We start from the raw sequence: 12650 nt of genomic DNA on the forward strand, positions 1-12650 counted from the left end.
ACAGCACGAGAGGAAACCGTGAACGACCCCGCCCTGAGCTACCAGGAGCCGCTTGCCGGCGCACGGCCCGAGCGTCGCCACCTCGTCGTCGGCACCGGCGCCATCGCGCACGCCCATGCCGCAGCGGTCGCCGCCCACCCGAGGCGAGCGGCCGTCGTGTCCGCCGTCGACATCGACGCCCGTCGCGCCGAGGACTTCGCGGCCGGGCACGGCATCCCGCACTGGAGCACCGACCTCGCCCAGGCGCTCCAGGGGCGGCCGGACCTGGCCCACATCTGCACCCCGCCGGGCTCCCACGTACCGCTGGCCCTGCAGTGCGTCGAAGCCGGCGTACCCGTCCTGCTCGAGAAGCCGCCGGCCCTCAGCCTCGCCGAACTCGACGAACTGCTGGAAGCCTCCGAACGCACCGGGGTGGATGTCTCCGTCGTCTTCCAGCACCGTTTCGGCGCTGCCGGACTGGAAGTGCGTCAACTCCTGGCCGAGGGCTCCCTCGGGCGTCCGCTCGTCGCCGTCTGCGACACGATGTGGTACCGGCCGCCGGAGTACTTCGCCGTACCGTGGCGCGGGAAGTGGGAGGTCGAAGGCGGGGGCCCGACCATGGGCCACGGTATCCACCAGTTCGACCTGCTGCTCGCACTCCTGGGCGGCTGGACCGAGGTCAGCGCCATGGCGGGCCGCCTCGCCCGCGACACCGCCACCGAGGACGTGTCCACGGCACTGGTGCGGTTCGACAACGGGGCGCTGGCGACGATCGTCAACTCGCTCCTGTCGCCGCGTGAGACCTCGCACCTGCGCATCGACACGGAGCTGGCGACGGTGGAGGTCGAGCACCTCTACGGCTACTCCAAGGACGACTGGACGATCACACCCGTCCCCGGCCGCGAATCCGTGAGCGACTCCCTGGTGTCGGTCACCGCCGACGGACAGAGCGGCCACGCGGACCAGGTGGGAGCCGTTCTCGACGCCATGGACGCCGGTGAGCCACTGCCGGTTCCGTTGCGCGAGGCGCGCGACACCATGGAGCTCGTCGCGGCCGTGTACGCCTCGGCGTTCACCGGAAGGGCCGTACGCAAGGGAGAGATCGTCCCCGGTCATCCCTTCTACTCCCGCATGGACGGGACCGGAGCCCCGTGGGCCGAGAGCCACTCGCTGGAAGGCGCATCGCTGTGACCCGTACCGACACCCGCCCGGCGCTGCACGCCGTCCACGACGTCGACCGGGCAGTCACCGTCACCCACGACGGGACACCCCTGTTCACCTATGTCTACGCGCCGGACGACGTCCAACTGGAGTCACCCCGGCCGTACTTCCACCCCGTGCGCACCCTCGGCGGCGATGTCGTCACGGCGTTCCGGCCATGGGACCACGTCTGGCACAAGGGGATCACCTGGTCCCTGCCGAACGTCGGTGACCACAACTTCTGGGGCGGACCGACCTACGTCCACGGCAAGGACTACGTCCAGTTGGAGAACAACGGCTCCATGGACCACGAAAGGTGCACCGGCCTGTCCGTCGAGACGGACTCGGTGAGCCTGGGGCACCACCTCACCTGGCGTGCCCAGCCACGCCCCGGCCAGGAACGGGGCGCCGACGTGATCACGGAGGAGCGTCACTGGTCGGCGCACGTTCCCCGGTCGCAGGACGCCTGGGTACTCACCTTCTCCTCGGCCATGACCAACGTCGGTGACGAGCAGCTCGACATCGGCTCGCCGACGACGAGGGGGCGCGAGAACGCGGGCTACGGCGGGCTGTTCTGGCGCGGGCCGCGCTCCTTCACCGGAGGCACCATCCTCGCCCCGGGCGTCGCCGGCGGCGAGGAGGTGCGCGGCACCCGCGCGGAATGGATGGGCTTCAGCGGACAGCACGACGAACAGGGCGGCACATCCACCGTCGTCATGGTGGACGACACCGCGAACCCCCAGCATCCACCGCAGTGGTTCATGCGGACCGAGATGTTCGGATGCGCCAACCCGGCGCCCTTCTTCAGCGAGGAGGTGCCCTTCGGCGCGGGACAGACACTCACCTTCCGCTACGCCGTCGTGATCGCCGACGGGGCCGGTGACCCCCGACGGGCAGAGCTGCTCGCCGAGCTCGGCCGCGACGCGCTCTCGCAGGTGAAGGAGGGGGAGCGATGAGCGGCCGGCCGCCGTTCCCAGGAGGAACCTCGGTCAGCAGGCTCATGGTCTACGACTGGCCGGCAGCCGACGGGGCCGGTTCGGCGGGCAGCGGCACGCCCCATCTGCACACCACCTCGTCGGAGGGCTACGTGGTCATCGGCGGCGAGGGGGCGGTGCAGACACTCAGTCAGGACGGCTACGCCGAGCACCGGTTGTTCCCTGGCCAGGTCGTGTGGTTCACGCCGGGGGTGGTTCACCGGCTGGTCAACGACGGAGACCTGGACGTCCTCGTGGTGATGTCGAACGCGGGCCTGCCCGAGGCGGGGGACGCCGTGCTGACGTTCCCTGACGACGTACTCAAGGATCCGGACCGGTACCGGGAGGCGGCAGCACTCCCCGCCCAGTCGCACGAAGGCCCCGACGACCCTCTGGTGGCGGACGCCGCCCGCCGTCGGCGCGACCTCGCACTCACCGGGTACGCGGAACTCCGCGCTCGCGTGGACACCGAAGGGAGCGCGGGGCTGGCGGATCTCCACGCGGCAGCCGGACGCCTGGTCGCGGGCAGGGTGCCGGAGTGGCGGGCGATCGTCGGAGCGGGGGTTCAGCGGAGTACGGCCGATACGGTCTCCGCGCTCGCGTCCCTCGCCTCCGGCCGGGCCGGCCACCTCGCGGACGCCACGGTGGCCGAGCAGACCGCGCGGCCCGGGCCCGCCCGGTACGGCATGTGCGGCCGGCTGCGGACCTGGCAGCTGTGACCATGGCGGAGAGCCGGCGCCCATGACATCGGTGGAATCCCGCTCACCCTCCGCTCACCGGAGCGGGGGGTGCCGGCCGGGGTCCGGCAGGTCTGCCCGTACTGTCGCGGACCGCGAGGCGGGGGGCGATCTCCTTGTACTCCGCGGGGGCTCCGCCCTCGATCTCCTGGACGAGCGCCTGTACGGCCGTCCTGCCGATGGCGGTGAAGTCCTGGTGGACGGTCGTCAGAGGGGGGATGAAGTTCCTGGCTTCGGGCATGTCGTCGAAACCGGCGACGCTCACGTCCTGGGGTACGCGCCGGTGCGCTTCCGTCAGAGCGCGCAGGAGGCCCAGGGCCATCTGGTCGTTGGCGGCGAAGACAGCCGTCAGCCCCGGCTCGGCGGCGAGCCTCCGACCGGCGGCGTAGCCGGAGTCGGAGTACCAGTCGCCGTGAATCGGCTCGGGCACCGGTCGGCCGTGGGCCAGCAAGGTCTCACGCCAGCCCCGCAGGCGCAGGTCGGCGGAGTAGGAGTCCTGGGGACCGGCCACGTGCCAGACGGTCTCGTGGCCCAGTTCCAGGAGGTGCTCGGTCGCCAGCCGCGCACCGGCGAACTGGTCGGTGTCCACCACGGCGGACCGGTCCGCCACCCGGGAGTCCACGACGACGACGGGAATGTCCCGGTGGAGTCGCGCCTCGGCCGAACCGATCAGGTGCGACTCGATGAGCAGGATGACTCCGTCGACGGCCTGCTCGCCCAGGCGGTCGAGGGCGACGCTCACATCGGCGTGGGTGGGATGCGTCAACGGCATCAGGGTGATGGTGTAGCGCCGCTCGGTGGCCGCGGCGGCGACCGCCTCGAGAGTCCGTAGATTCCCGTACGAGGTGAGGGTGAAGACGATGACTCCGATGCTGTGGAACTGACCCGACCTCAGGGCGCGGGCGGCACTGTTGGGGCGGTAACCCAGCTCACTCATGGCGGCCAGCACACGCTGCCGGGTCTCGGCACCCACGTTGCTGCGGCCGTTGGCGACGCGGGACACCGTCTGGCCCGAGACGCCGGCCCGCCGTGCCACGTCCTCGATGGACGCGTCGCGCCGTCGCTGCCGAGTCTGCCCGGATTCTGCTTCCACGCCGTTCATGGCCTCTCCGCCGCTCGGTACGTGATCCCCGCCAGGGTATGCGAGCGGGCGTTCCCGAGCCCGAGGGTGCCGAAGTCTGCCTGCGACCGGCCGACTTCACCGGGATACGTGCTGTGCGGAGGGGACACGCATTGTTTCCGGCCGCTTCCGAATTCCTGCATGCGCGCATGTTGACGTCAACATGCGAGGTGCTTAGGCTCCTGGTCAAGCGGGATCCGGTCGGACGGAACAAGGTCGGAGCGTCTCCCGCAGAGCCGCAACAAGCCTTCTGCGGAAGGCCCTTGTCCTTCCGTTTTCCTGGGGGTGCCCGCGCCGCGTGCGGAGGGCGGGGGCGCAAGGGTGCGCGGAGTGATGAATCCGCGAAGAACTCCTGCATCCGAATCAATGGACGCGATGGCGTGAGATCCACGCCGGTCATTGATTGAAACGTTACAACCCGATGTGGTCGTCGCGGTTCCGCGTCACCCGATCTGCGCCGGAAACCTCCGGTTGTTCCTGTTCAGAAGTGGTTCAGCTCTACAGTCAGGGGAAAAGCCCCATGGGTTCACCATTCGCTCGAACCGAGCCTTGTCGAGACCTGGCGGAGTTCGGCGGTCCAGAGTCTCCGTGGGGGCCTTCACGTGCCGGAGCGGGGCGCCATGAGTCTCGCTGAACTGCGCCGGATCTCATCCGACCGCAAGCGCCCGCTGAGTAAGGACGAGAAGAAGGCCGGCCGGCGTGACGACAAGGCCGCCCTCTTCTTTCTGCTGCCCTGGCTCATCGGTGTGGTGGGGCTGACGGCCGGCCCGATGCTGGTCTCGCTCTATCTGGCGTTCACCGATTACAACCTGCTCCAGGCTGCCGATTTCACGGGCTTCGACAACATCACGCGCATGCTGGACGACGCCAGGCTGCACAATTCGCTGGCCGTCACCTTCACGTACGTCGCGATCAGTGTGCCTCTCCAGCTGGCCGTCGCGCTCGGTCTCGCCCTGCTGCTCGACCGGGGCATGCGTGGACTGTCCTTCTACCGTTCGGCGCTCTACCTCCCGTCCCTGCTGGGCGGGAGCGTGGCCATCGCTGTCCTGTGGAGGGTGGTCTTCGGCGAGGACGGGCTCTTCAACGACTTCCTCGGCCTCTTCGGTGTCGTCGGCCGGAGCTGGATATCGGATCCGGACACCTCTCTGTGGACCATCGTCCTTCTGCATGTCTGGACGTTCGGATCACCCATGGTGATCTTCCTCGCCGGCCTGCGCCAGATTCCCCGCCAGTACTACGAGGCGGCCTCGACCGACGGTGCGAGCACATGGCGGCAGTTCCGGTCGATCACCCTGCCGCTGCTGACCCCCATGGTGTTCTTCAACCTCGTGCTCGGAATCATCAATGCCTTCCAGTCCTTCACTCAGGCATTCGTGGTCTCCGGGGGGACGGGCGGTCCCGCCGACTCGACGCTCTTCTACACCCTCTACCTGTATCAGGAGGGTTTCGGGTCCTTCCGCATGGGTTACGCGTCCGCACTCGCCTGGCTGCTGCTGATCATCATCGGCGCCTTCACCGCGATCAACTTCTGGGCCTCGAAGTATTGGGTGTTCTATGACGACTGAGAATCTGACCGCGGACCGCGCTCCCTCACGGGCGGACGGTGCCCCGGTGCGACGTAAACGAACCCTTCCGATGCGCCGAGCCCTCCGGCACGTACTCCTCGTGGCGATGGTCGTGCTCGCGCTCTATCCCGTGCTCTGGATGGTCGTCAGTTCACTTCGGCCGGACGGCAGCATATTCACCGACTCCGGGATCTTCCTGGACACGTTCGCCGCCGAGAACTACACCAACGGCTGGAATGCTCTCTCGCAGCCGTTCAGTACCTATCTGGTGAATTCAGGCATCGTCGTCATCGGTGCGATCATCGGTAATCTCATCACCTGCTCGATGGCGGCGTACGCTTTCGCGCGGCTCTCCTTCCGGTACAAGAAAACCGCTTTCGCCATCATGCTCGTGACGATCATGCTGCCGATCCATGTGGTCATCGTCCCGCAGTACGTGATCTACGCCCAACTCGGCTGGATCAACAGCTTCCTTCCGCTCATCGTCCCGAAATTCCTCGCCACCGACGGCTTCTTCATCTTCCTCATGGTGCAGTTCATCCGTGGCCTGCCGCGTGAGCTGGACGAGGCGGCGCGCATCGACGGCGCCGGCCACGCGCGTACGTTCTTCCAGATCATCCTGCCGCTGATGACTCCGGCCCTCGCGACGACGGCGATCTTCACGTTCATCTGGACGTGGGGTGACTTCTTCACACAGCTGATCTTCGTCACCGATCCCGACCTTTACACCGTGCCGGTGGCCCTACGGGCGTTCATCGACGCCCAGTCCGAATCCTCCTACGGCTCGCTGTTCGCGATGAGCGCCGTATCGATCGTCCCTGTCCTGCTCGCGTTCACCTTCGGTCAGCGCTACCTCATCCGAGGGATCGCGACGACCGGCGGCAAATGAGCCCGCGCAGCACCTCGGCACAGATGGGAATGCCCATGTTTCACAAGCGAGCGGTCCGCAAGGCCAGTGGTCTGATCATGGCGGCCCTCCTGTCCTCCGTCGCTCTCACGGGCTGCGCCGTGGGCGACGGCCCCGGGGAGGACCGGCTCAGCGAGGAGCCGGTCACCATCCGTCTGACCTGGTGGGGCGGGGACAAGCGTCAGCAGTTGACCCAGCAAGCCGTCGAACTGTTCGAGAAGAAGCATCCGAACATCGACGTCAAGCTGGAGTTCTCCGACTGGACGGGCTACTGGGACCGGCTGGCGACGATGGCGGCCGGCGGTAACTCACCCGATGTGATGCAGATGGACCAGCTCTACCTCGCCTCGTACGCCGACCGAGGGGCCCTGCTCGACCTGGAGGAGTCCAGGTACTTCAAGAAGGAGTCCTTCGACCCGGAGATCCTGAAGACCGGCAGGTCCGGTGGCACGCTCTACGCGGCACCGAACTCCGTGACCGCTGCCGGAGTTCTGGTGAACACCACGATTCTGGACCGGTTGGGACTGGAGCTGCCCGACACCACCTCGTGGAACTGGGACGAGTACTCCGCGTTCTCCCGGAAGGTCTCCGAGGAGTCGGGAGGAAAGGTCTCCGGAAGTTACCCCATGGGTGGTCAGGCCGCCCTCGAGCTGTACGCCCGTCAGCACGGCGAGGCGATATTCGGCGAGGACGGCGGCGTCGCGGTCACCCCCGAGACGGTGGAAGGCCTCTGGGGGGAGGGCGCGTCCCTCATGAAGGCGGACAAGTCGATCAGCCCGTCGGCCGTCGCCGACTCCACGGCCCTTCCCCTGGAGCAGTCCCCGCTGGCCACCGGCAAGGTCGCGATGAGCGTGGCGTACTCGAGTCAGCTGCCCGCCTACGCGGCGGCCAGCGGAGGCGACACCTTCGCGGTCGTCAACCTCCCGTCCGATCAGGCCGAGCCCTTCCAGTTCATCAAGCCGGGTATGTACTGGTCGATCTCCTCCCAGTCCCAGCACCCCGCCGAGTCCGCCCTGCTGATCAACTTCCTCGTCGCGGATCCCGGGGCCGCCAAGATCCTGGGGGTCGAGCGCGGCATCCCGGCCGTGCAGACGGTCCGTCAGCAGATCGCACCGGATCTCGCCGAGGACGACCGGACCGTACTCACCTACCTGGAATGGCTGGAGGACGGCAAGGTCGCAGGCTCGCCGGCCGTCATCCCCAACGGCGCCAGCACCGTCGAACAGACGTTGGTCCGCTACAACCAGGAGGTCGTCTTCGGCCGGATGGGCGCGCACGAGGCCGCCACGGGATTCGTGGACGAGATGACCGACATGGTCGAGTCGGCCCGCTGAGCGCCGCCACTCCCACCCGCAGCCACCGCTGCCCGCACGGCCCACCACCCGGCACCGGAACAGGATCCGTGTGCCCGTACAAGGACGGATCAGAATGACGACCGAACGCCCCTGGCCTCTGCACGCCGAAGGGATCGTCTACGGGGGTGACTACAACCCCGAGCAGTGGCCTCTGGACGTCCAGCTGGAGGACGTGGAACTGATGAAGGAGGCCGGTGTCGGCCTCGTCAGTGTCGCCATCTTCTCCTGGGCACAACTGGAGCCACGTGAGGGGGAGTTCGACTTCGGCTGGCTGGACGCGGTGCTCGACCGGCTGCACGCCGCGGGCATAGGTGTCGCCCTGGCCACCGCCACCGCGTCACCGCCGCCGTGGCTCACGCGCAAGCACCCCGAGATCCTGCCCGAACTCGCCGACGGCACCGTGCTCCACCAGGGAGCCAGGCAGTCCTACGCGGTCTCCTCACCGGTGTTCCGTGACTACGCCCTGCGGATGACACGCCGGATGGCCGAGCGCTACCGCGACCACCCCGCGCTGGCCGTGTGGCATGTCGACAACGAACTCGGCTGCCATGTTCCGCACGACTACTCCGATGCCGCCGCCGAGGCGTTCCGTGGCTGGCTGCAGGACCGCTACCGCACGGTCGAGGCACTCAACACCGCCTGGGGCACCGCCTTCTGGTCCCAGCGCTACGACTCCTTCGAGGAGGTCCTGCCGCCGAGATCCGCTCCCACCTTCGTCAACCCGACCGAGCAGCTCGACTTCGCGCGCTTCTCCTCCGACGAGCAGCTCGTCCACTACCGGGCCCTTCGCGATGTGCTGCGCGAGGTCACCCCGCAGGTTCCGACGACGACGAACTTCATGATGACCACGTCCAACAAATGGGTGGACTACTTCTCCTGGTCCGACGACATGGACGTGGTGGCCAACGACCACTACCTGGTCTCCCGTGACCCCGAGGCGCACATCGGCCTCGCCTTCAGCGCCGACCTCAGCCGCGGAGTCGCGGGCGGGGCACCGTGGATGCTGATGGAGCACTCGACGTCGGCGGTCAACTGGCAGCCCCGGAACAGCGCCAAGCACACCGGGGAGATGCTGCGCAACTCGCTCGCGCACGTGGCGCGGGGCGCCGACGCCGTGATGTTCTTCCAGTGGCGGCAGTCCTCCGCGGGGGCCGAGAAGTACCACTCCGCCATGCTTCCGCACGCCGGACAGGACTCCGACGTGTGGCGCAACACCGTGGAGCTGGGCCGGCGCCTCCGGTCCCTGGCACCGGTTCGGGGGAGCCGCGTCACGGCGGACATCGCTCTCGTCTTCGACTACCCCTCCTGGTGGGGCTCCGAGATGGACGGCCATCCCACCGGGGCCCTCAGCTACCTCGACGAGATGATGCGCTGGTACCGCGCCCTGTGGCGGCGCGGCGTCACGGTCGACGTCGTGTCCCCCCGGGCGGACCTGGCCGGCTACCGGGCCCTGGTCGTCCCCACCCTCTACAGCGTCGACGACCAGGACGCGGCACGCGTCGCCGAGGCCGCGCACGCCGGCGCCAGCGTCCTGATCACCTTCTTCAGCGGCATCGTCGACGAGAACGACCATGTGCGGCTCGGTGGCTACCCCGGCGCGTTCCGCGAACTCCTCGGCGTACGCTCCGAGGAGTTCCACCCGCTCCAGGAGGACGAAGTGCTCACCCTGGACGACGGCACCCGTGCCGACCTGTGGAGCGAGAAGACCCGTCTCGAGGGCGCCGAGGCGGTACGCACCTGGGCCGACGGCCCGCTCGCCGGACTGCCCGCCGTCACCCGCAACACCACCGGCCGCGGCAGCGCCTGGTACGTCGCGACCCGACCCGACGACGGCGGAGTGGCCGCCGTCGTCGACGCCCTCCTGGCCGAGGCGGACGTGGCCCCGGCAGTCGCCGGCCTGCCGCCCGGCGTCGAGGCCGTGCGCCGGCACGCCGACGACGGCACCGGCTTCCTCTTCGTCATCAACCACACGGACCACGACGTCGACGTACCGGCCGTCGGCCACGAACTCATCCGTGGCCAGGACGTATCGGCACGCCTCACGGTGCCCGCACTGGAGACCGCCGTCGTCCACGAGCGCTGACGCCCGACGGCAGCCCACGGGCTCCGCTTCGACCCCAGTACCTGATCGCCGGCCGAGAGCCACACAACCGGAAGAGAGCCGTGATGCCAGGAACCCGCCCCGTCCGCCGGAGAGCCGCCGCCCTCCTCACCTCCCTCCTCGCCGGGTCGCTCCTGCTCGGCGCGGGCCCCGTGACCGCACAGGCCGAGCCGTCGGGCCGTGACAAGGGCACGGCGCGGGCCGTGCAACTGGAACACCTCGACCGCGGGCTGGTCGCCGTACGCAGCGACGAGGGCGTGTTCCTCAGCTGGCGGCTGCTCGGCTCGGAAGTCACCGGGGCCACGCAGACAGGTATGAGCGGTACCGACTTCCGGGTCTACCGTGACGGCCGGCGCCTGGCCACTGTCACGGACAGTACGAACTATCTCGACACCGCCCCGACCGGAGCAGCCAGTTACCGTGTCGTCGCCGTCGTGGACGGACGCGAGGGCCGCCGGAGTGAACCCGTCACCCCGGAGTCGAAGGACTACTACGACCTGCCCCTGCGTAAGCCCGCCGACGGCGTCACACCGGCAGGCCAGACGTACACCTACAGCGCCAACGACATGAGCGTCGGGGACGTCGACGGTGACGGTGCCTACGAGTACGTCGTCAAGTGGAACCCGTCCAACGCCAAGGACGTCTCCCAGGTCGGCTACACCGGCACCACCTACATCGACACCTACGAGCTCGACGGCACCCTGCTCAACCGCATCGACCTCGGCCCGAACATCCGCGCGGGCGCCCACTACACGCAGTTCCTCGTCTACGACTTCGACGGCGACGGCCGCTCCGAGACGATGCTCAAGACCGCTCCCGGAACCAGCGTCACCCGCTACGGTGCCGACGGTGAACCGGTGTCCCGGCGCCACATCACGATGCCCCGGAAGGACCGGGCGGCCGGGTACACGCATGAGGACGACTACCAGCTGAGCGCCCCCGGCTTCCGGGACCATCTGGTCAAGGTGTTCATGGGATGGAGCACCCATCCCGAGGTCGAGGCCGGCACCTGGCCCGCCACCATCGAGAAGGCCCTCGGCATCACCGGCCGCGACGCCTACCCCTACCCCCTCAGCCGTGCGCACGCCGAGGACCTGGTCGACTACTTCATCGACGAGTACGCCCCCTCCCGCTCGGCCAACAACAAGCTGCGCGCGTTCGAGGGCTTCATCCTCGACGGCCCCGAGTACCTGACCGTCTTCGCGGGCGCGAGCGGCAAGGAACTGGAGACGATCCGCTACCCGTTCGGACGCGTCGACGACGGGCTGATGTGGGGCGACTACGCGGGCAGCCGCATCGAGCCCGGGAACCGCGTCGACCGCTTCCTCGCCGGAGTCGCCTATCTCGACGGCACCCACCCCTCCGCCGTCTTCGCCCGCGGCTACTACACCCGCGCCACCCTGGCCGCCTACCGGTGGGACGGCAAGCACCTGCGGGTGGAGTGGAAGGCGGACAGCGGCTTCACGACCATGAACAACCCGTTCCGCAACACGGCTGAGAGCGACGAAGGGCGTAACCCCGCCTACGCCTCGCTCACCGGCCAGGGCTTCCACTCCCTGAGCGCCGCGGACGTGGACGGTGACGGGCGACAGGAGATCGTCTACGGATCGGCCACGCTCGACGACGACGGCAGCCTTCTGTACAGCTCCACCGGAACCCTGCCGGAGGGGAGTTCCGCGCCGGGCGCGACGGCACGGCTGGGGCACGGTGACGCCATGCACGTCGCCGACATCGACCCCGGTCGCCCGGGGACGGAGATATTCGCCGTCCACGAGGGCGGGGCCCATGCCCCGTACGGCTACAGCATGCGCGACGCGGCCACCGGCCAGGTCCTCTTCGGCGGGTACACCGGCGTCGACACCGGCCGCGGCATGATCGGCGACATCGACCCCTCCCGCCCCGGACTCGAGGTCTGGTCCAACGCCGTCGAGGGGTCGGGAGGTGACCCCGTCGGGCTCTTCGGCGCGCGGGGCGAGCCCCTCGGCAAGGAGACCCCGGGAACCAACCAGAGCATCCGCTGGGCCGGCGACCTGACCACGCAGATCGTCCACGGGGCGACGACCACCACGTACGCGACACCCGAGGTGAGGGACTGGCGGCGTGGCACCCTGCTCACCGCCGAGGGCAGCACGACGAACAACCACACCAAGGGAAACCCGTCCCTGGTCGCCGACATCTTCGGGGACTGGCGCGAGGAACTGCTGCTTCCCAGCACGGACAGCTCCTCCGTCCGCGTCTACGTCAGCACCGAACTCACGCACCACAAGCTGTACACCCTGATGCACGACCCGCAGTACCGGGCGGAGGTGGCCCGGCAGCAGACCGTCTACAACCAGCCCGCCTACCCGAGCTTCTACCTGGCCGCGGACACCGACTTCGCCCAGGTGCCCATTCCGCACCTCGACTGAGAGAGCGCGTACGAAGGAGCGGGGAGCCCCGGACGGTCCGGGGCTCCCCGCTCCTTCGTACGCCCGGGCCCTCCGCGCGGGCGGGCTACGCGATTCGCGCACCGGATCGATGTCCGTCCGTTCGTGCGGAGTTGCAGGGGAACGAAATCGGCTACCCGTGCGAGTCGTCATACCAGAGCGGGACGCCTGGCGGGCAACTTCGACAACAGCACGCCGGGCACGGGCGATTGGCGACTACCGTGTGTTGCCGGTGATCAACGATGGGCTCCTATCGGTCGAGCCTGCCCCAGCCGTTGACCCGGGC

9 protein-coding genes are annotated in these 12650 nt (G+C 68.7%); 8 read left to right on the forward strand and 1 reads right to left on the reverse strand.

Features of this window, described 5'->3' with window-relative positions; genetic code table 11:
- Window positions 1-18: 18 nt before the first annotated feature.
- Genes ACFYQ5_RS20175 through ACFYQ5_RS20185 form a run of 3 tightly spaced genes read left to right on the forward strand, consistent with a single transcriptional unit; the run spans window position 19 to window position 2872 of the window.
- Entirely contained in the window at window positions 19-1170 is a 1152-nt protein-coding gene (locus ACFYQ5_RS20175; RefSeq protein ID WP_389199162.1) for a Gfo/Idh/MocA family protein, read from the forward strand.
- Complete coding sequence (locus ACFYQ5_RS20180) at window positions 1167-2135, forward strand: PmoA family protein (protein ID WP_389199164.1); 969 nt, start codon at window positions 1167-1169, stop codon at window positions 2133-2135. The genes ACFYQ5_RS20175 and ACFYQ5_RS20180 overlap by 4 nt, the downstream gene beginning before the upstream one ends.
- Window positions 2132-2872: a cupin domain-containing protein gene (locus ACFYQ5_RS20185; RefSeq protein WP_389199166.1), complete on the forward strand. Its 741-nt coding sequence runs from the start codon at window positions 2132-2134 to the stop codon at window positions 2870-2872. Before ACFYQ5_RS20180 ends, ACFYQ5_RS20185 begins: the two co-directional genes overlap by 4 nt.
- 43 nt (window positions 2873-2915) lie before the next feature.
- Here ACFYQ5_RS20185 and ACFYQ5_RS20190 read toward each other — a convergent pair whose 3' ends face one another.
- Entirely contained in the window at window positions 2916-3992 is a 1077-nt protein-coding gene (locus ACFYQ5_RS20190) for a LacI family DNA-binding transcriptional regulator (RefSeq protein WP_389199167.1), read from the reverse strand.
- A 638-nt stretch (window positions 3993-4630) separates the two neighbouring features.
- Between ACFYQ5_RS20190 and ACFYQ5_RS20195 the strand changes: the two genes are divergently transcribed.
- From ACFYQ5_RS20195 to ACFYQ5_RS20215, 5 genes are all read left to right on the forward strand, one after another.
- Window positions 4631-5575 (forward strand): carbohydrate ABC transporter permease, encoded by a 945-nt coding sequence (locus ACFYQ5_RS20195; RefSeq protein ID WP_389199169.1) that lies wholly within the window; start codon window positions 4631-4633, stop codon window positions 5573-5575.
- Window positions 5576-5645: 70 nt separating this feature from the next.
- Complete coding sequence (locus ACFYQ5_RS20200; RefSeq protein WP_389199170.1) at window positions 5646-6464, forward strand: carbohydrate ABC transporter permease; 819 nt, start codon at window positions 5646-5648, stop codon at window positions 6462-6464.
- 35 nt (window positions 6465-6499) lie between these two features.
- Window positions 6500-7816 carry an ABC transporter substrate-binding protein gene (locus tag ACFYQ5_RS20205; RefSeq protein WP_389199172.1) on the forward strand — a complete coding sequence of 439 codons (1317 nt, stop codon included), beginning with the start codon at window positions 6500-6502 and terminating at the stop codon, window positions 7814-7816.
- Window positions 7817-7910: 94 nt separating this feature from the next.
- Window positions 7911-9920, forward strand: a complete 2010-nt coding sequence (locus ACFYQ5_RS20210) for a beta-galactosidase (RefSeq protein WP_389199173.1) — start codon at window positions 7911-7913, stop codon at window positions 9918-9920.
- 83 nt (window positions 9921-10003) lie between these two features.
- The gene (locus ACFYQ5_RS20215) at window positions 10004-12346 is read left to right on the forward strand and encodes a rhamnogalacturonan lyase (RefSeq protein WP_389199174.1); all 2343 of its coding nucleotides are present in this window, start codon (window positions 10004-10006) and stop codon (window positions 12344-12346) included.
- The last annotated feature ends 304 nt before the right edge of the window (window positions 12347-12650 follow it).

The organism is Streptomyces sp. NPDC005794, from assembly GCF_042871445.1.
Lineage (GTDB): Bacteria > Actinomycetota > Actinomycetes > Streptomycetales > Streptomycetaceae > Streptomyces.

Excerpts from the sequence above, each read along its gene's own strand:
- ACFYQ5_RS20215 (WP_389199174.1), top strand. The coding sequence starts at position 10,004 with ATGCCAGGAACCCGCCCCGTCCGCCGGAGAGCCGCCGCCCTCCTCACC.
- ACFYQ5_RS20190 (WP_389199167.1), bottom strand. The coding sequence starts at position 3,992 with ATGAACGGCGTGGAAGCAGAATCCGGGCAGACTCGGCAGCGACGGCGC.
- ACFYQ5_RS20205 (WP_389199172.1), top strand. The coding sequence starts at position 6,500 with ATGTTTCACAAGCGAGCGGTCCGCAAGGCCAGTGGTCTGATCATGGCG.
- ACFYQ5_RS20195 (WP_389199169.1), top strand. The coding sequence starts at position 4,631 with ATGAGTCTCGCTGAACTGCGCCGGATCTCATCCGACCGCAAGCGCCCG.
- ACFYQ5_RS20185 (WP_389199166.1), top strand. The coding sequence starts at position 2,132 with ATGAGCGGCCGGCCGCCGTTCCCAGGAGGAACCTCGGTCAGCAGGCTC.
- ACFYQ5_RS20210 (WP_389199173.1), top strand. The coding sequence starts at position 7,911 with ATGACGACCGAACGCCCCTGGCCTCTGCACGCCGAAGGGATCGTCTAC.
- ACFYQ5_RS20200 (WP_389199170.1), top strand. The coding sequence starts at position 5,646 with ATGCGCCGAGCCCTCCGGCACGTACTCCTCGTGGCGATGGTCGTGCTC.